Raw genomic sequence first — 23,478 nt, 5'->3', positions numbered from 1 at the left:
GGAACGTATTGATGCGAAAGAAAATACTGGTGGTCCTCAAGGGCTATCCCCGCCTGTCGGAAACCTTCATCGCGCAGGAATTGCTCGGGCTGGAAAAAGCCGGCTTTGACCTGACCTTGATTTCGATGCGCAAGCCGACGGACAAGAAGCGCCATCCGGTTCACGACGAGATCAAGGCGCGCGTGGTCTATCTGCCGGAATATCTGCACGACGAGCCGTTGAGGGTGCTGCGCGCTTTCCTTGCCGGCATCGGCAAGCCCGGCTTCAAACCGCTTTTCAAGCGGTTCTGGGCCGATCTGAAACGGGACCTAACGCCGAACCGCGTGCGTCGTTTCGGTCAGGCATTGGTGCTGGCACATGAATGGCCAGACAATGGCGAGTGGCTGCATGCGCATTTCATCCACACGCCGGCTTCCGTCACCGCCTATGCCAGCATCATGACGGGCATTCCATGGACCTGTTCGGCCCACGCCAAGGATATCTGGACTTCGCCGGACTGGGAGCTTTCCGAAAAGCTTGGCCGAGCCCGCTGGACAGTGACCTGCACGCGCACCGGTTTCGATCATATGCGTGGCCTGACCGAGATGCGCGATAATGTGCATCTAAGTTATCACGGCCTCGATCTCGATCGTTTCGGCTCCTTTGCGGGCGAGCATTCCGCGCGAAACGGTTCGGAGACCGCCGACCCGGCTCTTATCCTCAGCGTCGGTCGCGCGGTGGAGAAAAAGGGCTATGACGTGCTGCTGAGGGCGTTGGCGCTATTGCCCGGTGATCTCAACTGGCGCTTCACCCATATCGGCGGTGGCGATGGACTGACCAAGCTCAAGGCACTCGCCGAAACGCTCGGGATTACCGATCGCATCACCTGGAAGGGGGCGCTGGCACAGGAAGACGTGCTTGCGCATTATCGGCAGTCGGATATCTTCGCACTGGCATGCCGCGTCGCCGCCGATGGCGATCGCGATGGTCTGCCGAATGTGCTTGTGGAAGCGTCCAGCCAGCGCCTCGTCTGCGTCTCCACCAATATTTCCGGCGTTCCCGAATTGCTGGAAGAGGGGGAGAATGGTTTCGTCGTTCCATCGGAAGATCCGCAGGCTCTCGCCGTGGCATTGGAGCTCGCCATCCGCAATCCGGCGCTGCGCCACAGGCTCGGGGAGGCGGCCGAAAGGCGGGTGCGCGAACATTTCGACTACCACGCCAGCATTCGGCAGTTGACGGGCCTGTTCGAGGAGCAGTGGCAGAAGGAAGATCAATGGCGGAAATCCGCATGACAGAGGCAAAGTCTCCTTCCTTGCGCGTTTTCTTCTATGTCCAACATCTGCTCGGCATCGGTCACCTAGCCCGAGCCAGCCGCATCGCCAGCGCCATTGCCAGGGATGGCGGCCAGGTGACTGTCGTCACCGGCGGCCTGCCGGTGAACGGCTTTCCCGGCAACGACGTGACCTCGGTCACGCTGCCGCCGGTTGTCGCCAGCAGCGCCGGCTTCTCCGGGCTTGCCGATCAATCGGGCAACCCGGTCGATGAGGCATTTCTGGCGCATCGATCCGCCCTCTTGCTCGAGGCATTTCGGCAGGCGTCGCCTGATGTCGTTATCATCGAAGCGTTTCCCTTCGGGCGGCGACAGATGCGCTTCGAGCTGCTGCCGCTGCTCGATGCCATCGCCAAGGCCGATCCGAAGCCGAAGCTCTACAGCTCGGTGCGCGATATTCTGCAGCAGCAGAAGAAGCCGGGACGCGATGAAGAGACAGTGGGGCTGCTTCGCGATCATTTCGATGGCGTTCTCGTCCATGGAGACCCTCATTTCGTTCGGCTGGAAGAAACTTTTCCGCTGACCGAAGCCATTGCCGACAAGATCGTCTACACCGGCCTCGTTGCTCCGAGCCTGCCGCCGGAGCCTGACGAGAGCTTCGACATTGTCGTTTCGGCTGGCGGCGGGGCTGTCGGACGTGACCTCATTCGCACCTCGCTGGAGGCTGCGAGCCGCGTGGCGATGGACCGCCGCTGGCTATTGGTGACCGGGCCGAACCTGCCGGAACAGGATTTTGCCGATCTTGCCAGGGATGCACCCGGAAATGTCGAGCTGGTGCGTTTCCGCCGGGATTTTCCGTCTTTGCTGAGAGGGGCCGAACTGTCGATTTCCCAGGCCGGCTACAACACCGTCGGCGACCTCCTCGTCACCGGCTGCCGCGCCATTCTAGTGCCCTTCACGGCCGGCGGCGAGACGGAACAGTCGGTTCGGGCCGAGCGGCTGGAAAAGCTTGGTCTGGCACTCACCCTGCCCGAAGCGGGATTGACGACGGACTTGCTTGTGGCCGCCGTGGAGACGGCACTGTCGCGGCCCAAGCCGCACAACCCCGATATCGACCTTGATGGTGCGGCCAGAACCTCGGCCGTCCTTGGCGAAGTCTGCCGAAAAATGACGTGACGCGACAGTCGGGCTCTCCTGTCGTTTTATGCTCCTAGATTCCTGCAATCTTGTGATATAAATGAAGAAATGATGAATCGGGGGGAGCGTGGACGAAAGACCGGGCGGCGTCTCTTTTCTCAATGGGGCCACGCATCCGCAACAAACTATCCCGCAGTTCTGCAACAGCAGTGCCGGCATCTGGCCGGCGCTGGGCCTTTGAATTTGAAAGCCTGCTATAAGCGATGGAAAAAAGCCTAGCGCGTTATATTTGGTCGAATACCCGGCTGGAGCAGATTTGGATACTGCTGGTCGTTGCGGCTTCGATGATCCCTTACTTCCTGTCCTTCGACCTGCCCAAGCAGATCGTCAACGGACCGATCCAGGGTAAGGGCTTCGAGCATCCGGGCGACACGCAGACTTTCATGCATGTCGCCTTCGACGTGCCGTTGATCGGCCATATCGAAGTGTTTCAGGGCGTGCAGCTCACCCGCATATGGATGCTGATCGCGCTGAGCCTGGTCTTCCTGGCGCTTGTCGTGCTCAACGGTCTCTTCAAGCTCTATATCAACACCTACAAGGGCCGGCTGGGCGAGCGCATGCTGCGCCGCATCCGTTTCGAGCTGATCGATCGCGTGCTGCGATTCCCGCCATCCCATTTCAAGCGGGTGAAGCCTGCCGAAATCGCGACCATGATCAAGGATGAGGTGGAGCCCATGGGCGGCTTCACCGGCGACGCTTTCGTGCAGCCCGCGTTGCTGGGCGGCCAGGCAGTGACCGCTCTCATCTTCATCATCATGCAGAATTTCTGGCTCGGCATGATCGCGGCTGCCATCGTCGCCGTGCAGGCGATCGTCATTCCACGCATGCGCAAGCGGCTGCTGGAACTCGGCCGCCAGCGGCAGCTGACGGCGCGTGAGCTTTCCGGCCGTGTGGGCGAGATTGTCGACGGTATCGGCACGATCCATGCCAACGACACGACCAATCTGGAGCGCGCCGATATCGCGCACCGGCTCGGCCTGATCTTCTCGATCCGCTATGATCTTTACCAGTGGAAGTTCATGGTGAAGTTCATCAACAACTTCCTCGCGCAGGTCACGCCCTTCCTGTTCTATCTGGTTGGCGGCTTCCTCGCCTTGCAGGGCCGGTTGGACATCGGTCAGCTGGTCGCCGTCATCAATGCCTACAAGGATCTGCCTGGCCCCCTCAAGGAATTGATCGACTGGGACCAGTCGCGCCAGGACGTTCAAGTCAAGTACAATCAGGTTGTCGAGCAGTTCAGCGTCGAGAACCTGATCGATCCGAGAATCCAGGTCCTGTCGCCGGCACCCGCCGGCCGCATCACCCATGCTCTGGTTGCGACCAACCTGACCGTTCTCGATGACAGCGGTGCCCGCGTGCTCGATCATGTTTCGGTCGAGATTCATCCCGGAGAGCGGGTTGCGATCGTCGGCGACAGCGGCGCAGGCGGCGAGTATCTCGCCGAAGCATTCGGCCGGTTGGTCTGGCCCGACAGCGGTCGTGTCTCCATTGACGGCCGCGATCTGCTTGAGTTGCCGGAGTCCCTGACCGGGCGGCGCATTGCCTATGCGTCCTCCGAGACCTTCTTCTTTCACGGTACTTTGCGCAGCAATCTTCTCTATGCCCTGAAGCACGCGCCGCTCATCCCGCCGGTCTATACCGACGAGGAAGCGACCAAGGCCAAATGGCGGATGAACGAGGCACGCCGCGCCGCCAATCCGGAGCTGGATCTCGATGGCGATTGGGTCGATTATGCCGCCGCCGGCGCGACCGGGCCGGACGATATCTATTCGGTGATCCGTCCGGTGCTCGACGCCGTCGCCATGTCCCAGGACATCTTCGACATGGCGCTCCGTTCGAGTGTCGACACCGCGACGCATCTGGATCTGACGTCGCGCATCGTCGAACTTCGGCAGGCCCTGCGGCTGAGGCTTCAGGAAGAGAAGCTCGAAGAGCTCGTCGTACCCTTCCAGTTCGATGCCTATAATCTGCAGGCGACTGTCGGTGAAAATCTGTTGTTCGGCACGTTGAAGCGGCCGCAGATGACCAACCGCAAGCTTGCCGCACATCCGTATTTCCGGCAATTGTTCGAAGAGACCGGCTTGATTTCCGACCTTTACGACATGGGCCTGGAGATTGCTGAAAACGCCGTCGAACTCTTCACCGACCTACCGCCTGACCATCCCTTCTTCCAGCAGCTCACCTTCATGACGGCGGAAGACATTCCGACCTACGAGGCGCTACTGCAGAAGCTGAATGGCAAGGGTTATGAGGCGGCGACAGCCGATGAACGCTCCGCGATCATCCGTCTCAGCTTCTCCTACATCGAGCCACGCCATCGTTTCGGTCTCTTGACGCAGATGCTCATGGAGAAGATCGTCCAGGCGCGGGCGAAGTTTTACGAGAATATCCCGGCCGATCTTGCCGGCGTCATCGAACGTTACGATCCCGAGCGCTTCACGGCCTCCGCGACATTGATGGACAATGTTTTGTTTGGCCGCATCGCGCATCAGCAGGCCAATGCGCCGGAACGCGTTCATCAGATCATGTACGAGGTCTTCGAACGTCTCGGCATGCATGACAGCGTCTTGTCGATCGGTCTGGATTTCGATGTCGGCTCCGGCGGCAAGCGCCTGACGAATGTGCAGCGCCAGAAGCTCAATCTTAGCCGCGCGCTTCTGAAACGTGCGGATTACATTATCTGCAATCGTCCGCTGCCGGCGCTCGATCACCGGGTCCAGGATCAGATTGCCCGAGCTGTGCTGGGTGAACTCGGCGGCGACGGCTATGCACCGGCGATCATCTGGGTCCTGTCCAACCCTGGCTTTGCCGAATTGTTCGATCGCGTTCTGGTCTTCGACCACGGAAGTCTTGTCGAAAGTGGCTCGACGACCGATCTTTTAGAAAAAAATGGTATGTTCAAAGAACTGTTATCGTAATATCCTATCTCGACAGTGGCGACTGGGGCCGAACACTGGGGGTTTTGAAGTTCATGCTTCTGAAGGATGAAGTTGAAATGCTGAAGCGGGTGCCGATTTTTTCGCGCATCGCGCCTGCGAAGTTGAAACTTTTGGCGTTCACGTCGGATCGCGTCAGCTACAATGCTGGCCAAACTCTGTTTCATCAGGGCGATCAGGGCGATGCAGCCTATGTTGTTCTTTCCGGAACTGCTGATATTCTCGTCGATAGCCCCGCCGGCGAGATCAAGGTTGCCGAAGTCGACCTCAATTCCATCGTCGGTGAAATCGCAATCCTGTGCGATGTCTCGCGTACCGCGACCGTAAAAGCCACGTCCCGGCTGGAGGCGCTGAAGATCAGCAAGGAACACTTCCTGAAGCTGCTGAGCGATTTCCCGGAAATGGCCGTGGAGATCATGCGTGTTCTGGCGGATCGTCTGAACCACACGACCTCGGAACTAACCGCCGTTCGCAGCCGGTTGACCCATCCGCAGCCGGTATCCACGCATTAAGACTGGCCCAATCCTCGGTCGAGCTTCTCGTAAATGCCGGTCGTCCGGATCGACATCAGGCAGCAAGGATTGATCGCCCTTAACCGGCGAAAACCCAGATCGGAAACGCAAATCCGACCCCGCCTATGGGGATGGTTGTCCATCCCCGCCACGTCGACCGTCAAATCAACCCACGCCGCGCCAGATTGCGCATCAGATGTGATGCGCCAAAGGTCCAGGGCCGGCATTCCGTCGACAGCAGCACGCGGTTCTGCAGGGCGCCCAGCTTTTCGTTGGAGATGGTGACGATATCGCCGACCTTGTGGGTGAAGCCCTGGCCGGGCGTATCACGGTCCTCGACCGGCGCGAAAAGCGTGCCCATGAACAGCACGAAGCCATCCGGATACTGATGATGGCGGCCGATGGTCTGGGAAACAAGGTCGAGAGGATCGCGACTGATTTCCTTCATCGATGAGCGGCCGTGCAGCACATAGCCGTCTTCGCCCTCGACCTTGAGGTCTAGATCGGCATTCCGCACGTCGTCCAGACCGTAAGTCTCGTCGAACAGACGGATGAACGGACCGATTGAGCAGGAAGCGTTGTTGTCCTTGGCCTTGCCGAGCAGCAGGGCGGAACGGCCTTCGACATCGCGCAGGTTGACGTCGTTGCCGAGCGTAGCGCCTCTGACCCGGCCCTGGCTGTCGACGGCAAGGACGATTTCCGGCTCGGGGTTATTCCACTTGGAAATCGGATGCAGGCCGACATCGGCCCCCGGTCCGACCGAGGACATGACTTGCGACTTGGAGAACACTTCCGCATCCGGGCCGATCCCGACTTCGAGATATTGCGACCAGACGCCTTCCTCGATCAGCGCGGCCTTGACCTTCGCGGCTTCGGGCGAGCCGGCTTTGAGGTTACGCAAGCTGTCGCCGATCAGAGCCGTGACTTTGCCGCGGATCGCCTCGGCAAGATCCGGATTACCGGCGGCGCGCTCCTCGATGACGCGCTCAAGCATCGAACGGGCGAAGGTGACGCCACAGGCCTTGATCGCCTGCAGATCGATGGGAGCGAGAAGATGGATGGCCGAGAGATCGGCTTTGGCAGCCAGGAGCGCATCAAGTTTAGCGACGGCCTCGCCCTTCTGTGCGCGGACAAAGGCAACCGGATCGTCTTTCTCCAGAAGGTCGCGCATGGTCGGCACTTCCTTCGAGGTGATGTCATAGACCGTTCCGTCCCGAACAGTGACGAGGGCAGGACCTTCGACATCGGGGCGCCAGATGCGTCCGACGAAAGTGCCGGTGCTGAAAATGTCTGAGCTGGCCATGTCTTTGATCTCCCTTAAAACCTCGATCCGTTTCTAGCGCAGTCGCTCCGGCTTTGCCATCCGGCAAAGGCCTTGAATTCAGCGCGTTTTGGACATTCACCTTTTCCCGGCAGGCCAAAAATGTAAGGCCCCGCGGCAGCGCCGCGAGGCCCTTTGGGCCGCCAGCCGGGAGAGAGTGGCTTTATGCGGCCTGTACCTTGCGATTGCCGCGTGCCCATTCGGGCAGCCAATCGCCATGGGTCGCCAGCAGCTCGTCGACCAGCGACCAGATCTGGTCGAGATCGAGCTCGGCGGCTGTGTGCGGGTCCATCATCGCGGCATGGTAGATGTGCTCGCGATTCTCGGTCATCAGGGCTTTAACCGTCAGCTCTTGCACGTTGATGTTGGTGCGGATAAGCGCCGTCAGCTGCGGCGGCAGGTCGCCGATATAGGTCGGCTGAATGCCGGAGGCATCGACCAGGCAGGGAACCTCGGCGGCGCAATTGTTCGGCAGCGAGGTGATGCAGCCATTGTTGCGGACGTTGCCGTAGATGACGGAGGGTTCGCCAGTCCAGACCGAGTTGATGATCGAGGAGGCATACTCCTTCGATTGCTTGACCTCGATCTTCTCGGCCGAGCGGTATTCATCGGCCTGGTTCTTCCAGCGTGCCACCTGCTCGATGCAGCGCTTCGGATATTCGTCAAGGGGAATACCGAACTTTTCGATCAGATCCTCGCGGCCTTCCTTGATGAAGTAAGGCGTGTATTCGGCGAAGTGCTCGGAGCTTTCGGTGACGAAATAGCCGAGACGGGTCAGCATCTCGTAGCGCACCTTGTTCGGGCAGCGCGGGTTCCAGCCGGGCTTCGGCGCGCGGCCCTCGCGATAGGCACGGACGAGATCGGGATAGAGATTGCGGTAGGAACCGTCAGGCTGCCGATGCTCGAATGCGAGGTAGAAAGCCATATGGTTGATGCCGGCCGAGCGATAGCGGATCTCGTCATAGGGAATGTCGAGATCGTGAGCCAGCTCCATCGCCGTGCCCTGTACCGAGTGGCAGAGCCCGACCTGCTTGATGGTCGGATACTTCTCGCCGATCGCCCAGGTGTTGATCGCCATCGGGTTTACATATTGCAGCATGACCGCATTCGGGCAGACGGCGAGCATGTCCTCGCAGATCTTCCAGAGATGCGGCACGGTGCGCAGGCCGCGCATGATGCCGCCGACGCCTAGCGTGTCGGCGATCGTCTGGCGCAGGCCATACTTCTTCGGTACCTCGAAATCGGTGACGGTGCAGGGCTCGTAGCCGCCGATCTGGAAGGCGACGACGACGAAATGAGCGCCGTCTAGCGCCTTGCGCTGATCCGTGAAGGTTTCAACCGTGGCCGGGGCACCCAGCGTCGAAGCGAGCTTGCGGGCAACGATGGCGCTTTCGTCCAGCCGCTGCGGATTGATATCCATCAGCGCGATCCTTGCGCCCGCGAGGGCCGGACGCTGCAGGACGTCGCCGATGATGTTTTTCATGAAGACGGTCGAGCCGGCGCCGATGAAGGTGATCTTGGGAGTTGCGGTCATTTCAAAATCTCCTGATGCTATGAAGCTACCTCGAACGCCGCTTTGACGAGGCGTTCGGTGTAAGCGGTCTTGGGATGGGACAGAACCTCTTCGACCGGCCCTTCCTCCATGATCTTGCCGTGCTGCATGACGATGACGCGGTGGCAAAGGGCGCGGACGACCTTGAGGTCGTGTGAGATGAACAAGTAGCTCAGACCCCGCTCGTCCTGCAGCTTGCGCAGGAGGTCGATGATCTGTGCCTGGACGGAAAGGTCGAGCGCCGAAGTGGGCTCGTCGAGCAGGATGAACTCCGGCTCGAGCGCGATGGCGCGGGCGATCGCAATGCGCTGGCGCTGGCCGCCGGAAAATTCATGCGGGAAGCGTGAGAGGATATTGGCAGGCATGCCGGCGCTGACGAGCGCGTCCTTCACCCGTTCCAGCCGCTCGGCCCTGTTCGCGCCGATATTGTTGACCACCAACCCTTCGCCAATGATCTGGCCAATGGTCATGCGCGGATTGAGCGACGAGAACGGGTCCTGAAAGACGATCTGCATGCGCGAACGCAGCGGCCGCATTTCAGCGCGCGAGCGGCCATGGATCGGTTGCCCGTCGAAGAAGATTTCGCCGCTATCGGCATCGATGAGGCGCAGTAGCGCCTGGCCGAATGTGGTTTTGCCCGAGCCGGATTCACCGACCAGTCCGAGCGTTTCGTGGCGACGCAGTTCCAAGTTCAGGCCGCCAACGGCGACAAGCTCGCGCATGTCAGGCTTGAAGAAGCTGCCATGCCGGAGCATGAAGGCGACCTTGACGGCTTTGCCTTCGAGCACCGTGCCACAGTCCGGCGGCAGTGGCTTTGCCTGTCCGCGTGGTTCCGAGGAGAGAAGATGCCGGGTGTAGGCATGTTGCGGGTTCGCGAATAGGGCTTCGGTCGTGTTGTGCTCGCGCATCTCGCCATGCTGCATCACATAGACATAGTCGGAAAACTGGCGCACCACCGTCAGGTCATGGGTGATCAGGATCACCGCCATGCCAAGCTGCTTTTGCAGATCGCGGATCAGGTTCAGGATCTGCGCCTGCACGGTGACATCGAGCGCGGTTGTCGGTTCGTCGGCGATCAGCACGTCCGGATTATTGGCCAGTGCCATGGCGATCATGACGCGCTGGCGCTGGCCGCCCGAAAGCTGATGCGGATACTGCTTCAGCCGGGCTTCGGGATCTGGGATCTGCACCTGCTTCAGCAGGTCCAGCGCCTTTTTCTCGGCTTCGCGGCGGCTGACCTTGCGATGGACGCGGATGGCTTCTACGATCTGGCCGCCAATCGTATAGATGGGATTGAGCGAGCTCATCGGCTCCTGGAAGATCATCGAGATGCGATCGCCGCGAAGCTGCCGGCGGGCACGTTCCGAGAACTTCAGCACGTTCTTGCCATCGTAATGGATGATGGATTTGTCCGAGACGACGGCGCGCTTGGTCAAAAGGCCCATTACGGTGCGCGCCGTCACCGATTTTCCGGAGCCGGATTCGCCGACGATGGCGATGGTTTCCCCGCGATAGAGCTGGAAGGAGATATCCTTGACGGCATCGACAATGCCGTCCTCGACCTTGAATTTGACGGCGATATTGCGTGCGTCGATGACCGGAGCGACGGCCTTTTCGCCGGCGTCGAGCCTGAGGTCGGGAGCGAAGGAGTTGACGAGTGCGAGAGCCATTATCGTTCTCCTCTCAATAAGGGTCGATTGCGTCGCGCAGTCCGTCGCCGAGCGCATTGAAGGCGAAGACGGTGACGAGAACGAAGGCGACGGGCGAGAGGATCCAGGGGTAGGAACCGATGACCGAATAGGTCGAGGTGTCCTGCAGCATCAAGCCCCATGAGATCAGCGGCGGTTTGACGGCAAAGCCGAGGAAACCGAGGAAGGATTCAAGCAGAACCACGCTCGGGATTGCGAGCGTCACCGCGACGATGACATGGCTCATGACGTTGGGGAATATGTGCTGCAGGATGATGCGCCGGTCGGTTGCGCCGACTGCCATGGCGGCCCGCACATATTCGATCCTTGCAAGTGCCAGCGTCTTGCCGCGTACCTCGCGCGACATCTGCGCCCAGCCGAGCGCCGACATGACGACGATGACGAAAGCAAGGAAGACATTGGTTGGCGCCGTCACGGGGATCAGCGAGGTCAGCGCCAGATAGAGCGGCAATTGCGGGAAGGCGAGCACCACTTCGACGAAGCGCTGGATCCAGGCATCTGTCGCGCCGCCGAAATAGCCGGAGATCATCCCGACCGTCGTGCCGACGATGGTGACGATGGCAACCACGGTCAACGCAATCATCAACGAGATCCGCGAGCCGTAAATGGCGCGCGACAGCACGTCCCGGCCGAATTTGTCAGTGCCGAGGAAGTGCACGGGGCCTCCATCGGTCGTGCCGAAAAGGTGCCGGTCGCCGGGGATCAGGCCAAACAGATAATAGGGGTCGCCCTTGACAAAGAGGCCGAGCAGACGCGGATTGTCATAGTCCGGTCCGACGATCGGCTGGAAGGTCACCGGGTCGAGGTCGCTGGTCTCGACCAGAGCGTAGACACGGGGCTGGAAGACCAAATTGCCGCCCTTGTCATGAAAGCTGATGACCTGCGGCGGCGCAAAGCCGGTATCGGTCGCCTTCGGATCGAGCGGCGCGACGAATTCGGCAAAGATCGCCATCAGCAGCAGCAGGATGACAAGCACGAGGCCGCTCATCCCGGTCCAGGACCGCTTCAGGCGCCGCCAGACCAGTGCGCTGTAGCTTTCATTACCGCGCTTGTGCTTGATCGTTTCATCCGGTGGGGGCGGGGAGTTGCTGAAGGCAAGCATTAATGGATCCCTCCCTGTTGACGCACGCGCGGATCGAGCAGGGCGAGCAGCATGTCGGCGATGATGTTGCCGATGATGAGGGTTGCCGAAAGCACCATCATGAAAGTGGCGGTGACATAGACGTCACCGACCGCCATCGAGCCGACGATAGCCGGCCCCACCGTGGGCAGGGTAAAGATGATCGCGGTCTCGATTTCGCCTGTGAGCATGTAGGGCAGAACGACGCCCTGATACATGACCAGCGGATGCAGCGCGTTCGGCACGGCATGGCGCATGACGACGGCGCCGCCGGAAAGACCCTTGGCGCGTGCGGTCTCGACATATTGGGCATTCAGCGTATCGAGCAGGTTGCCGCGCATGACGCGCATATTATAGGCGAGACCGCCGAAAGTGGCGATGGCGACGACCGGCCAGACATGTTTGACGAGATCGACGAACTTGGCCCAGGACCAGGGCGCACCGCCATATTGCGGCGAGAAGAAGCTGCCGATTTCCGAGACATTCAGCTGGAAGACGAGGATATAGACAATGATCAGCGCCATCAGGAAGCGCGGCACCGTCATGCCGAGAAAGGAGATGCCGGACAGCAGCGTGTCGATCCAGCTATATTGCCGCGTTGCCGCCCATATGCCGAAACCGATGCCAAGAATGGATGCCAATATGTGGCAAACCAGTGCCAGGGCGAGAGTGCGCGGCAGCCGCTCGCCGACGACATCGGCGACGGGCTTGTTGTAGAACATGCTGTAGCCGAAATCGCCTCTGGTGACGATGCCGCCGATCCAGTTGACGTATTGGACCACCATCGGCTTATCGAGGCCATGTTCGCGGCGATAGATCTGCGCCTGCTCGTCGGCTTGCGCGAAGGATGCGCCGCCCTGGTTCATCAATTGCGAGCGGATATAATCGGCATAGTCGCCCGGCGGCGCCTGTATGATGGCGAAAGTCACCACGCTCAGGATGAAGAGCACGGGTATGGCTGAAGCTATTCGCACGAGCAGGAATCGTAACATGGGACGGTTCGCTTCTCTTGTCGCTGGCGGCTGCCTCGATCCGTCGGGAACGGCAGGGGCCGGCTGTGTTCAGTTCGGCCGGCGGTCTGTCCGCCGGAATGCATGATGTTTGATTGGCAGCCGGCGGATGGCCGGCTGCCGCACCTGGTTGCTGGCCGACCTTATTTGATCGGGCCGGCGCTGCCCGGCGCACCCGGAAGCTGCTGCGGGAACAGCTCGTACTTGCCCTGCTTGTCAGCGGCTACCCAAAGGCGCTCGCGGATGATCGAGTCTTCAGCCCAGTTGAACAGGAAGATCGGCGTGCCCGGAGGAACGTTCGAGAAGCGCTTGTTGATGATCAGCGCGCCCGGATATTCGGTCAGGCCGATATTGTAGAGATGCTCGGTCGAGATCTTCTGGAACTGCTTCATCAAGGCCACGCGCTCGTCGTTATCCTTCGAGGTGGTGAACTTGTTGACGATATCGACCATGTCCTTCTCGAATGGCATCAGGTCCAACTCGCCGCTTTCCGGAGCACGATGGTTCCAGCTTGTGCGCGGACCGACCGGGGCGAGCTGTTCGGTGTTCTGCACGACCGAGGCGAGCTCGGTGCTGTTGCGGCGAACCATCCAGTCGAAGCGGCCGCCATAATTGGCGTCGTCACGCTTGGGGCCGGCGAGGGCATTGATGATCACCCGGAGCCCGAGCTTCTCCATCTGGCTGACGACACCCTCGGCAAGGCTCTTGTCGGTGGTGTAATCGCTGGTGACGAGCAGTGTGATCTCGACGTCCTTGCCGCCATTGACGCCAGCCGGGAAGTTGACGATGCCGTCGCCGTCGGTGTCCTTGAGGCCGGCCTTTGCCAGCTCGGCCTTTGCCGCAGCAAGATCGAACGGATAATAGACGGTGGAATTGCGATCATAGAAGCTGCTGCCGGAGGAGAGGCCACCCGGATAGATCGCCGTGAACGGACCCTTGACCAGCGAGTCGCCGATCGCCTTGCGATCCAGCGCCATGGTAACGGCTTTGCGGAAATCCTCGTTGCGGTTCAGCTCGCGGACGGCCTGTCCGCGTGCGTCCGGGGCACCCCAGCCATTGGCGGAGAAATTCATCTGCAGGTTATAGCCGATGAGGCGAGGGCCGAAGGCTAGACGTGCGGGCGCATCGGGCTGCGCTGCCCGCTTCAGCGAGGCGACGAAGTTTTCCGGCTGTTCGAGGTTCGACAGGTCGGCCGAACCGGCAACTGCCTGTACGTCGCGGTCCGCCCAGGTCGAAAGCTTGTAGTGCAGCTCGTTGAGATAAGGCAGCTGATTGCCCTTCTCGTCGACCTTCCAGTAGTAAGGGTTGCGGCGCATGACGATGATATCGTCGGGGCGATATTCCACAGGCACCCAGGCGCCCATGACGGGCATGTTCATGAATTCCGGCGGGAAGGCATTCTTGAACTGGTCGTAGGTATTCTTGGAATATTTCGGATGCTGTGGCTTCAGGATATGCGACGGGCCTGGGCAGAAATTGGGGTAGGCCATCGTGTAGAGATATTGCTTCGGGAAGGCGTCCTTGAAAGTCCATTCGACCGTGTAGTCGTTGACCTTCCTGAGGGTCGTTCCTTCGCCGAAAGCTTCCGGGGACGCGCCGCCGCCGAGGGGCGAGACGTTCGGATCGACAACCTCATCTTCCCAGTAGAACATGATGTCATCGGCGTTAAAGGGCACGCCGTCGGACCATTTCGCGCCTTCGATGAGGTGCATGGTGAGCTTATGGCCATCCGGCGACCATTCCCAACCCTTGGCTAGGTTCGGTAGCGGTTCGGTGTCCTTGGCTTCGACCTGGAAGAGCGGCGCGGTGCGCGTCAAGCACTCGGAAAGGCCGATATCGATGCCGCCCCAGCCCTGTGTCTGGCCGGCGCCATAGTTCCAGCCTTCCGGCCGGCCGCCGATGACGTGGCGCAGTGTGTCGCCGTAGACACCGATGCCGTCAGGCATGTTGCCGGTCTTGTAGACCAATGGCTCTTTCGGCAGGCGATCCTTGACGGCCGGCAGCTTGCCGGTCTTGACGAAATTGTCGGTGACCCAGGCGGGCTCGTGATAGTCCGGTAGCGCCTTGAACTCCAATATGGAACTGCGCTCGACATATTTGATCTTTCCTTCCGCCGGGAAGACCGGTGGAACGGGTGGCACTGTCGGCTCGGCTGCGTAGGCGCTGATGGCGATCGCCGATGTGGCAATCGTCAACGCGGCTAGAAGGCCGATCGGTCGAAAATGTCTCATCTTGTTCTCTCTCCCTCTTTTGCGTGCGCTCTGTTCGAGACGCCGCACTCCTCCAGTACGAGGGGAAATGATCGAGACGCGGCGGTCGATCTCATCCGAGATCCCCGCCGCATGCTCATTTCCCGAACTCTGCCTGCGTCAGCCGGCCTGTTTCAGCGCGGCTTTCTCGACCCGCAATTCCTCGATAGAGCGGACGTTGCGGCTTGCCGCACCCTTCCAGTCGCGCGTCTTCACCGTGCTGCGTGACAACCGCTCCTTGGCTCCATCAACAGCATGCGCATATTGCGGCAGCCAGCGTGCCTGGGCGACGACCATTTCGTCGACCATCTGCCAAACCTCCTCAGGAGTGGCGATGGCACCGACCAGTGGATCGTGCAGGACGGCAAGCTTCAACAAGTCGATGTCGCCGCTGATGGCGGCATGCACCGACATGCGCTGGACGTTGATCGACGAGATGCAGGTTGCTGCACATGCCTCCGGCAATGTGATGCCCGCCACCATGTTGATGCCGAAGCGGTCGACGAAGCCGGGGGATTCGATGATGGCGTCGCTTGGCAGATTGGTGATGACGCCATTGTTCTTGACGTTGAAATGGCCGCGATAGACGCGGTTGGTTTCAAGCGCTTCGAGGATATGGCTGGCATGTTCGTTCGACCGGTGGGCGGGATCGATCAGCTGGGAGGCGCTGTCGAGGATCTGCTGGAATTCCGTCTCGAACCAGTTGCGCGTCTCGGTGGAGTGGCGCAGATAGCCGCCGGTCTCGCCATGGATCCAGTCGGACATGTCGATCCACTTGTTGATCTCGTCCGGCCGCTTGCGATACCAGGGCAGGTATTCGGAGAGATGCCCGTTGCTTTCGGTGGAATAGACGCCGAAGCGCTTGAGCACGTCGATGCGCAATTTCTCCTGCTGCGAGAAGACCGGATGTGCCTCGAAGGCAGCGATCAATTCATCCTTGCCGATCTTGCGGCCGTTGAGGCGCAAATCGACGAACCAGGTCTGGTGGTTGATGCCCGAGCAAATATAATCGAGTTCGCTCTTGTCCTTCGCGCCGAGCACTTCGGCGATCTGTTCGGCGCCATGCTGGACGCCGTGGCAAAGACCGATCGTGTCGACCTTGCCGTATTCGATGGCCGCCCAGGTGTTCATCGCCATCGGGTTGGCGTAGTTCAGGAACTTGGCGCCCGTCTCGGCGACTTCACGGATGTCCTTGCAGAAATCGAGAATGACCGGGATGTTGCGCTGGCCATAGAGAATGCCGCCGGCGCAGATCGTATCGCCCACACACTGGTCGATACCGTATTTCAGCGGGATGCGGATATCTTCGGCATAGGCTTCCAGGCCACCGACGCGCACGCAGCTGATAATATAGCGCGCGCCTGTAAGTGCTGCACGGCGATCCGTTGTCGCGGTCACGCGCGTCGGCAGCTTGTTGGCTTCGACGATGCGATCGAGGATCGCCTTGATCATCGTCAGATTGTGCTCACTCATATCCGTCAGCGCGAATTCGACGTCGCGGAATTCCGGCACGCAGAGAATGTCGGTAAACAGTTTTTTCGTGAAGCCGACGCTGCCGGCACCGATAATGGCGATTTTGAAACTCATGATCCTCACCTTCAAGTCGATCGAACAAGCAGCAACAGGGATTATGACAGCATTTTCGTCCTATGATCGCGGCGGTTGCGAGACAGGGACGAAATCGTGATTTTCCTCCGTCCGCCGATCCTCTTTGGCGGGCAAGTGCTGTTTTCTGGCGGGATTATGCCTATAATCACCGGGCCGACCAGAGAACAATTATGCTTTCAAGGGTAATTTTGTGCTGCAAAAATTGATCGACAACGGACAGGTCATGCGGACGGTTTCGCTGCCGCGCGGGCGCCACCGGCTGCATGCCATGCCGACCAGCGCCGGATATGAGGTGAGGGACAACGAGACTTACGATTGGGATGGGCGCCGTCGCGGCCAGACGCCCTTCACGGTGCTGCAATACACGATCAGCGGCACCGGCCGGCTGCGCTATGAAAACCGCAATTACCGCGTTGGCGCCGGCGATACGCTGCTGGTGCTTGTCCCTCACAACCATCGCTACTGGCTGGAAAAGGGCGAGCGCTGGGAATATTTCTGGATATCGATGAACGGCGAGGAGGCGCTGCGCATTCATCGCCTCATCCTTGCGGCAGCCGGCCCCGTTCTAAAATTGCAGCCGGCGACCATCGACCATCTTGCCGATTGCAGCCTGCGGCTCGTCCAGGGCGCCAGGACGCCGGCCGCGGCCTCGGCGCTGGCCTATGAGGCGGCCATGGCGCTCTACGACGATGTCTTCGGCTCGCACGCCTTTACAGCGGATCGCTCCGCCATGCAGATCGTCATCGACTATATCGACGCCAATCTCGACAAGCCGCTGCCCGTCAGCGAGCTTGCCAAGGCAAGCGGTCTCAGTCGTGCCCATTTCTCGCGCGTCTTTGCCGAAAGCGAAGGCGTGCCGCCGGCGGAATTCGTGCTGCAGCAGCGCATGCAGCGCGCCGCGAAACTGTTGACCAAGGCCGCCTTCATTCCCGTCAAGGAAGTGGCGATCATGACGGGTTTCGACGATGCCAATTATTTCTCCAAGGTGTTCCGCCGCATCTACGGCATTAACCCCACGGAGTTTCGCACGACAGGCATGTATGCCGCCGTGCGCAGCCCCAATGAGGAATCGAAGAACGGGCGAGGCCGATAGCGGGTGTGGTGTCCTCGCTCTCCCGGAAATTCGAAATCCGTCAACCGGTCGCATTGCGCGACTGCGGCGAGCCTGTATAGATATCGCCCCGCGGCACCATGCCTGCCTCGCCGCGCGCCTGATTTTCCAAGCAACATGTGTTCGTCCCCGATGCGACGGGCTTAATCGATAGGACTGAATATGCGCTCAGTTGTTGCCTTCAACGAATCCTGGACGTTTCGCCAGGGGTTCTCTTCCGCCGATGCCGGTCGCCCGCAGGAAGGCGAGGCTGTCACTTTGCCGCATACGGCTGTCGAGTTGCCCTTCAACTATTTCGACGAAAAGTCCTATCAGCGCGCTTTTACCTATCAGAAGATACTGGTTTGGGAGGAGCGGTTCGCGGAGCGCGAGGTATCGCTGGTTTTCGATGCGGCCATGGCTGATGCTGTCGTCTATCTGAATGGCGAGGAAATCGTTGCTCACAAGGATGGCTATACACCGTTTGAAGCACGTTTGACCGGCCGACTGCGACAGGGTGAAAACCTTCTCACGGTCAAGATTGATGGCAGTGAAAACCCGGAAATCCCGCCCTTCGGCGGCCGTATCGACTATCTGACCTATGCCGGCATCTATCGCGACGTCTGGCTGAAAGTTGCCGCTCCCGTATCGATTGCCAACATCAAGGTCGAAACCGCCAACGTGCTCGCCGACTTCAAATCCGCGACCGTGCGCTGCGATTTCGCCAACCCGCAAAATCTTGCTTTCAAGGGCACGGCAACCGTCACGTTGCGCGGTCCCGCCGGCACGGTGCTCGCCTCCGCACGGGGCGAAACCTCCGGCGAAAGCGTGACCGTTACGTTCGATCGTCTGGCGGATATTTCGCTTTGGGATCTCGACAATCCCACCCTCTACACAGCTGAAGTCGAGCTTGCGACCGAGCATGGCGCTGACAATCTCACCACCACCTTCGGTTTTCGCGCGGCCACCTTTACTGCCGAAGGCTTTCTGCTGAATGGCAGGAAGCTGAAGCTGCGCGGGCTGAACCGTCACCAGGCTTTCCCCTATGTCGGCTATGCCATGGGCCGTTCGGCGCAGGAGCGCGATGCCGAAATCATGAAGCGGGTGCTGAAGTGCAATATCGTGCGCACCTCGCATTATCCGCAGTCGAAATGGTTCCTCGAACATTGCGATCGCATCGGCCTTCTGGTCTTCGAGGAAATCCCCGGCTGGCAGCATATTGGCGGCGAGGAATGGCAGCAGGAATCGATCCGTAACGTGCGCCGCATGATCGAGCGCGACTGGAACCACCCCTCGATCATCATCTGGGGCGTGCGCATCAATGAATCCCAGGATTCCCACGATTTCTACGCCGAGACGAACCGGCTGGCGCGCGAACTCGATCCGACGCGCCAGACGGGCGGCGTTCGCTACATTACCGAGAGCGAGATGCTCGAGGACGTCTACACGATGAACGACTTCATCCTCGGCAACGAGGAACTGCCCGGCGCCAACCGGCCGCGCACACCGCTGAGGCCCCAGCAGGAAAATACCGGTCTTTCCAAGGATGTGCCGTACCTGATCACCGAGTTCGGCGGTCACATGTATCCGACGAAGATCTACGATCAGGAGCAGCGTCAGGCCGAGCATGTGCGCCGGCATCTGGAGGTGCTGAACGCCGCCTATGGCGATCCGTCGATCTCCGGCGCCATCGGCTGGTGCATGTTCGACTACAATACCCATAGCGATTTCGGCTCGGGCGACCGCATCTGCTATCACGGCGTCATGGACATGTTCCGTGAGCCGAAATTCGCTGCCTACGCCTATGCCAGCCAGTGCGAGCCTTCCGAAGAGATCGTCATGAAGCCGGTGACGATCTGGGCGCGCGGTGAACGCAACATCGGCGGCGCCCTGCCGCTGATCGTTCTGACCAATTGCGACGAGGTCGAGCTTCGTTACGGTTCGCTTACCAAGCGCCTCGGGCCGGATCGCGAAAGCTTCCCGCATCTGCCGCATCCTCCTGTCATCTTCGATCATCGCTCCTTCACGCAGGATGAACTGGGCGTATGGGGGATGGAATGGGAGGATGTGCAGTTCACCGGCTATCTCGGCGGCAAGCCGGTGGCGACATTGACGATGGTCGCCAATCCGCTTCCGACCACGCTGCAGGTCGAAGCCGATGCCGATACCTTGCGCACTGCCGAGCGTGATACCGTGCGCGTCATCGTGCGCGCGCTGGATCAGGCCGGTTCGCGTCTGGCCTTCCTCAATGATGTCGTCACGATCAGGGTTGATGGCCCGGCGAAGATCATCGGGCCTGAGACGCTGCCTTTCCAGGGTGGCACCACCGGGTTCTGGCTTCAGGCAACGGGTGACGCCGGGCCGATCACTATCGAGGCATCCTCCTCACGCTTTGCCGGACAAAGCCTCAAATTGACGGCTGAATGAATGTCGGGCTCCGGGATCGGCCGCGTCCGGGCGGCCTATCCCGGGACTTCGCCCGCGCTCAGCGGGATCGATTGCATTAGCGTCTGTCTTGCCGAGGCAAGGTGAACGCGGCATGCAGCATCGATCCGTTGCGGATCGCGCGATTGCAGCGCTTCGATATAGTCGAGATGCTCGGCTACGGCGCGGGCGTTGCGTTCGCGGGCAAACGCCTTGTTCCACTGGAAATGATAGTGAAACACGATGGCGATGACATCGTAGAAATCGGCAATGAAGCGATTATTCGAGGCGCGATGGATGAGCAGGTGAAACTTCTCGTCGAGGCGTGAGAAATCGCGATAGTGTGTGTCAAAATCCTTCAACAGTTTATGATGCTCTCGTTCGATGGCTTTCAGGTCTTCCCATGCCTGATGGCCGGGCGGCAGGCGGCCGAATTCGGCGGCGGAATGCAGTTCGAACATTTCGCGGACGTCGGCCAGTTCCAGGGCGAATTCGCTGGTGAAACCCTTCAGAGTCCAATGGCTATTGGGTCGCTTCTCGATCAAGCCGAAGCGGCTGAAGCGAATGAGGAATTCGCGAACGACGGAGGTGCCAGTGCCGATTTCGCGCGCCAGTTCCAGCTCGTTGATCTGCATGCCCGGCTGCGCCTCGTCGGACATGATGCGCATCATGAAGCTGCGCTCGATGATATCGTGCAGTGAATCGGTTTCTTCCTTGGGGAAGAGATCGGCCTGTGTCGGCTGACGGAGAACCGTCTTCTGCCGTTTGTTCCAGAGAATGATGCCGGCGTCACTTAGACGCATGAGGATCGCCCGCGCGGTACTGCGGCTAACGCCGAGTTCGGCGGCGATATCGGGCTCGCTCGGAAGCTCGGTATCGGGCTTCAAGCGCGCCGTGTAGCGATTATACGCCTCCTTGAAGAGCGTGTTTTGTCTTGCCATTTCCCCCTCGCGTATCGTCGCCGCTCTTTGTTGGCGGCGCTGTCTGAACCATGTTCGAATGGCAGTCAATTGCAGGAGTTTATCGAGGCCGTCCCAACCGCCTTCCTCCAAGACGTCAGGCGATTTCCTCGTTGACACCAAAATGTTTATTGTAGATAAAAAACAAAATCAATTGGCGGATGGAAGGGAGTTGTCCATCACGTCAATAGCCGGAAAGGGATGCGGGCGACCGGTTGGATCGCTCGGCTGCCGATCTGGCAAGATGGAATAGAAGTCATCACAAGGGAGAGGTGATGCAGACAAGGACAATCGGCAGGACGGGCCTTGAGGTCACCGAGATCAGCTTCGGTGCGGCCGCATTGGGCGGGCTTTATCGTGCCTGCCCGCGCGACCAGGCGATGGAGACCTTGCAGGCTGCCTGGGATAGCGGCATTCGCTATTTCGATGTCGCTCCCTGGTATGGTTTCGGCCTGGGCGAACGGTATGTCGGCGACTTCCTGCGTGCTCAACCGGAAAACAGCTACGTGCTTTCGACCAAGGTCGGACGGCTGATGCGTCCGGTGCCGACCGACAAGGTGCCGAATTACGGCTATGTCGATCCGCTGCCGTTCGATGCAGACTATGACTATTCCTATGATGGCATCATGTGGTCGGTGGAGTTCAGTTATGCTCGTCTGGGCCTCAACCGCATCGATATTCTCTATGTCCACGATATCGGCGGCTATACCCACGGCAAGGCGCTGAACGAGCATTATCTCGGCCAGCTCCTTGGCTCCGGATTGAAGGCGCTCGAGGAGTTGAAATCATCCGGGACGATCAAGGCCTATGGTCTCGGCGTCAACGAGATACCGGTCTGCCTCGATGTCATGCATGCAGCCGATATCGACTGTATTCTTCTTGCCGGCCGTTATACCCTGCTGGACCGTTCCGCGGTGGCGGAGCTGTTGCCGCTTTGCGAGAAGAAAGGCACTTCCCTCGTCGTGGGAGGCATATTCAATTCCGGCATTCTGGCGACTGGTCCAGTGCCCGGCGCGCATTTCGACTATCTGCCGGCGACGCCGGATGTCTTGGCCAAGGTTGGAGCGATGGAGGAAATCGCCTGCAAGCATGGCCTGCCGCTTGCCCAGCCGGCAATTCAGTTCGCGCTGCGCAGTCCGTGCGTGGCATCCGTCCTGATCGGTACGGCAAAGGCTGGAAGTCTTGTCCGCAACATGCAGCTCGTGGAGCCCAGGCTTCCCGACAGCATCTATGCGGAATTTGAAGGATTGACCCTGGTTGCACCTCCGTTGGGAGACGAGGCTGTCCGGGTGTAGGCAGTAAATGGGAGCTATCGAGCCGTCGGGAGAGTCGGCTTCGAGGAGGAGAAAGCCTGTTTTGGCGTCGGTGGCAAATGCCCCTGCGCGATGTGTGATGCCCTCGGGCATTGCGATGCCGAGCCGTAAGCGTTCAACGGCCGGTGTGCAGGAGAACAGAGCGCGTTGAGAGGAGAAGCAGATGAATATTGCCAAGTCACTTCTATCCCGCCGCGGTTTTACCGCTCTTGCCGGCGCCGCCTTGATCGCAACGGCCATGCCCGTGCAGTCCTTTGCGGCCGACGTGACCATTCCGATCATCGTCAAGGACACGACGTCCTTCTACTGGCAGATCGTTCTTGCCGGTGCACGCAAGGCCGGTAAGGATCTCGGCGTCAAGGTGCCGGAGCTGGGCGCCCAGGCTGAAACCGATGTCAACGGTCAGATCAGCATTCTTGAAAACGCTGTCGCCGGCAAGCCGGCAGCCATCGTCATCTCGCCGACCGAATTCAAGGCGCTCGGCAAGCCGGTGGACGAAGCTGCGAAGTCCGTTCCGATTATCGGTATCGACTCCGGCGCCGACTCCAAGGCTTTCAAGTCGTTCCTGACCACCGACAACGTCCAGGGCGGCCGTATTGCTGCTGATGGCCTTGCCGCTGCGATCAAGCAAATGACCGGCAAGGAGGAAGGCGATGTCGTCATCATCACCAACACGCCCGGTGCCGGCTCTCTCGAACAGCGCCGCACAGGCTTCCTGGATCAGGTCAAGACCAAGTATCCGGGCCTGAAAGTCGTCGCCGACAAGTATGCTGACGGTCAGGCAACGACCGGCCTCAACATCATGACTGACCTGATCACGGCAAATCCGAAGATCGTGGGCGTCTTCGCCTCGAATCTGATCATGGCGCAGGGTGTCGGCCAGGCGATTGCTGAAAACAAGCTCAGCGACAAGGTCAAGGTCATCGGTTTCGACAGCGACGACAAGACCCTTGGCTTCCTCAAGAGCGGCGCCATTGCCGGTCTCGTCGTGCAGGACCCGTACCGCATGGGTTACGACGGCATCAAGACCGCTCTCGCCGTCTCCAAGGGCGAAAAGGTTGAAGCCAATGTCGACACTGGCGCGAACCTCGTGACCAAGGCCAACATGAGCGAACCGAAGATCGAAGCCTTGATCAACCCGAAGGTCAAGTAAAGCTCAGAGGCTGCGGCCGATTCGTCGGCCGCAGCCTTTCTGTCTGTCCGTCTTTCGGGCGGCCGCGCGGAAATGC

16 protein-coding genes are annotated in these 23,478 nt (G+C 60.0%); 8 read left to right on the top strand and 8 right to left on the bottom strand.

Annotation, left to right across the window (positions count from 1 at the left end; all coding sequences use genetic code 11):
* Positions 1-11 precede the first annotated feature (11 nt).
* The 4 genes from A6U86_RS22525 to A6U86_RS22510 all read left to right on the top strand — a co-directional run bounded on the left by A6U86_RS22525 (position 12) and on the right by A6U86_RS22510 (position 5,894).
* Positions 12-1,271, top strand: a complete 1,260-nt coding sequence (locus A6U86_RS22525) for a glycosyltransferase family 4 protein (protein ID WP_068395410.1) — start codon at positions 12-14, stop codon at positions 1,269-1,271.
* Positions 1,268-2,425, top strand: coding sequence for a glycosyltransferase family protein (locus A6U86_RS22520; RefSeq protein ID WP_068396033.1), 1,158 nt, complete (start codon positions 1,268-1,270; stop codon positions 2,423-2,425). Before A6U86_RS22525 ends, A6U86_RS22520 begins: the two co-directional genes overlap by 4 nt.
* Positions 2,426-2,649: 224 nt before the next feature.
* Complete coding sequence (locus tag A6U86_RS22515; protein ID WP_068395408.1) at positions 2,650-5,364, top strand: ABC transporter ATP-binding protein; 2,715 nt, start codon at positions 2,650-2,652, stop codon at positions 5,362-5,364.
* A gap of 53 nt (positions 5,365-5,417) precedes the next feature.
* Entirely contained in the window at positions 5,418-5,894 is a 477-nt protein-coding gene (locus tag A6U86_RS22510) for a cyclic nucleotide-binding domain-containing protein (RefSeq protein ID WP_068395406.1), read from the top strand.
* Positions 5,895-6,054: 160 nt separating this feature from the next.
* Here A6U86_RS22510 and A6U86_RS22505 read toward each other — a convergent pair whose 3' ends face one another.
* From A6U86_RS22505 to A6U86_RS22475, 7 genes are all read right to left on the bottom strand, one after another.
* A complete protein-coding gene (locus A6U86_RS22505) occupies positions 6,055-7,197 on the bottom strand; it encodes a fumarylacetoacetate hydrolase family protein (RefSeq protein ID WP_068395404.1) in 1,143 nt (380 codons plus the stop codon).
* 181 nt (positions 7,198-7,378) lie between these two features.
* Positions 7,379-8,749, bottom strand: coding sequence for an alpha-glucosidase/alpha-galactosidase (locus A6U86_RS22500; protein ID WP_068395402.1), 1,371 nt, complete (start codon positions 8,747-8,749; stop codon positions 7,379-7,381).
* 17 nt (positions 8,750-8,766) lie between these two features.
* Positions 8,767-10,437: an ABC transporter ATP-binding protein gene (locus tag A6U86_RS22495; RefSeq protein WP_068395400.1), complete on the bottom strand. Its 1,671-nt coding sequence runs from the start codon at positions 10,435-10,437 to the stop codon at positions 8,767-8,769.
* Positions 10,438-10,450: 13 nt separating this feature from the next.
* Positions 10,451-11,578, bottom strand: coding sequence for an ABC transporter permease (locus tag A6U86_RS22490; RefSeq protein WP_068395398.1), 1,128 nt, complete (start codon positions 11,576-11,578; stop codon positions 10,451-10,453).
* The gene (locus A6U86_RS22485; RefSeq protein ID WP_068395396.1) at positions 11,578-12,588 is read right to left on the bottom strand and encodes an ABC transporter permease; all 1,011 of its coding nucleotides are present in this window, start codon (positions 12,586-12,588) and stop codon (positions 11,578-11,580) included. The genes A6U86_RS22490 and A6U86_RS22485 overlap by 1 nt, the downstream gene beginning before the upstream one ends.
* Before the next feature lie 161 nt (positions 12,589-12,749).
* Positions 12,750-14,837: an ABC transporter substrate-binding protein gene (locus tag A6U86_RS22480; protein WP_068396030.1), complete on the bottom strand. Its 2,088-nt coding sequence runs from the start codon at positions 14,835-14,837 to the stop codon at positions 12,750-12,752.
* Between the two features lie 138 nt (positions 14,838-14,975).
* Positions 14,976-16,442, bottom strand: coding sequence for an alpha-glucosidase/alpha-galactosidase (locus A6U86_RS22475; RefSeq protein WP_068395394.1), 1,467 nt, complete (start codon positions 16,440-16,442; stop codon positions 14,976-14,978).
* A gap of 211 nt (positions 16,443-16,653) precedes the next feature.
* On the opposite strand from A6U86_RS22475, the gene A6U86_RS22470 reads away from it, so the two are divergent.
* Positions 16,654-17,556: an AraC family transcriptional regulator gene (locus A6U86_RS22470; RefSeq protein WP_068395392.1), complete on the top strand. Its 903-nt coding sequence runs from the start codon at positions 16,654-16,656 to the stop codon at positions 17,554-17,556.
* A gap of 180 nt (positions 17,557-17,736) precedes the next feature.
* Positions 17,737-19,980, top strand: coding sequence for a glycoside hydrolase family 2 protein (locus A6U86_RS22465; protein WP_068395390.1), 2,244 nt, complete (start codon positions 17,737-17,739; stop codon positions 19,978-19,980).
* 35 nt (positions 19,981-20,015) lie between these two features.
* Here the strand turns inward: A6U86_RS22465 and A6U86_RS22460 are convergent, their stop codons facing one another.
* Positions 20,016-20,918 (bottom strand): GntR family transcriptional regulator, encoded by a 903-nt coding sequence (locus A6U86_RS22460; RefSeq protein WP_068396027.1) that lies wholly within the window; start codon positions 20,916-20,918, stop codon positions 20,016-20,018.
* 293 nt (positions 20,919-21,211) lie between these two features.
* Between A6U86_RS22460 and A6U86_RS22455 the strand changes: the two genes are divergently transcribed.
* The gene (locus A6U86_RS22455) at positions 21,212-22,231 is read left to right on the top strand and encodes an aldo/keto reductase (RefSeq protein WP_068395388.1); all 1,020 of its coding nucleotides are present in this window, start codon (positions 21,212-21,214) and stop codon (positions 22,229-22,231) included.
* 181 nt (positions 22,232-22,412) lie between these two features.
* Complete coding sequence (locus A6U86_RS22450) at positions 22,413-23,402, top strand: ABC transporter substrate-binding protein (protein WP_068395386.1); 990 nt, start codon at positions 22,413-22,415, stop codon at positions 23,400-23,402.
* Positions 23,403-23,478: the final 76 nt, after the last annotated feature.

It is taken from the genome of Rhizobium sp. AC27/96 (assembly GCF_001692325.1).
Taxonomy (GTDB): Bacteria; Pseudomonadota; Alphaproteobacteria; order Rhizobiales; family Rhizobiaceae; genus Rhizobium.
This window is presented reverse-complemented; position numbering and strand designations above follow the sequence as displayed.

What these genes read in the sequence shown, in the direction of transcription:
- A6U86_RS22525 (WP_068395410.1), top strand. Translation starts at nt 12, where the DNA reads ATGCGAAAGAAAATACTGGTGGTCCTCAAGGGCTATCCCCGCCTGTCG.
- A6U86_RS22520 (WP_068396033.1), top strand. Translation starts at nt 1,268, where the DNA reads ATGACAGAGGCAAAGTCTCCTTCCTTGCGCGTTTTCTTCTATGTCCAA.
- A6U86_RS22515 (WP_068395408.1), top strand. Translation starts at nt 2,650, where the DNA reads ATGGAAAAAAGCCTAGCGCGTTATATTTGGTCGAATACCCGGCTGGAG.
- A6U86_RS22510 (WP_068395406.1), top strand. Translation starts at nt 5,418, where the DNA reads ATGCTTCTGAAGGATGAAGTTGAAATGCTGAAGCGGGTGCCGATTTTT.
- A6U86_RS22505 (WP_068395404.1), bottom strand. Translation starts at nt 7,197, where the DNA reads ATGGCCAGCTCAGACATTTTCAGCACCGGCACTTTCGTCGGACGCATC.
- A6U86_RS22500 (WP_068395402.1), bottom strand. Translation starts at nt 8,749, where the DNA reads ATGACCGCAACTCCCAAGATCACCTTCATCGGCGCCGGCTCGACCGTC.
- A6U86_RS22495 (WP_068395400.1), bottom strand. Translation starts at nt 10,437, where the DNA reads ATGGCTCTCGCACTCGTCAACTCCTTCGCTCCCGACCTCAGGCTCGAC.
- A6U86_RS22490 (WP_068395398.1), bottom strand. Translation starts at nt 11,578, where the DNA reads ATGCTTGCCTTCAGCAACTCCCCGCCCCCACCGGATGAAACGATCAAG.
- A6U86_RS22485 (WP_068395396.1), bottom strand. Translation starts at nt 12,588, where the DNA reads ATGTTACGATTCCTGCTCGTGCGAATAGCTTCAGCCATACCCGTGCTC.
- A6U86_RS22480 (WP_068396030.1), bottom strand. Translation starts at nt 14,837, where the DNA reads ATGAGACATTTTCGACCGATCGGCCTTCTAGCCGCGTTGACGATTGCC.
- A6U86_RS22475 (WP_068395394.1), bottom strand. Translation starts at nt 16,442, where the DNA reads ATGAGTTTCAAAATCGCCATTATCGGTGCCGGCAGCGTCGGCTTCACG.
- A6U86_RS22465 (WP_068395390.1), top strand. Translation starts at nt 17,737, where the DNA reads ATGCGCTCAGTTGTTGCCTTCAACGAATCCTGGACGTTTCGCCAGGGG.
- A6U86_RS22460 (WP_068396027.1), bottom strand. Translation starts at nt 20,918, where the DNA reads ATGGCAAGACAAAACACGCTCTTCAAGGAGGCGTATAATCGCTACACG.
- A6U86_RS22455 (WP_068395388.1), top strand. Translation starts at nt 21,212, where the DNA reads ATGCAGACAAGGACAATCGGCAGGACGGGCCTTGAGGTCACCGAGATC.
- A6U86_RS22450 (WP_068395386.1), top strand. Translation starts at nt 22,413, where the DNA reads ATGAATATTGCCAAGTCACTTCTATCCCGCCGCGGTTTTACCGCTCTT.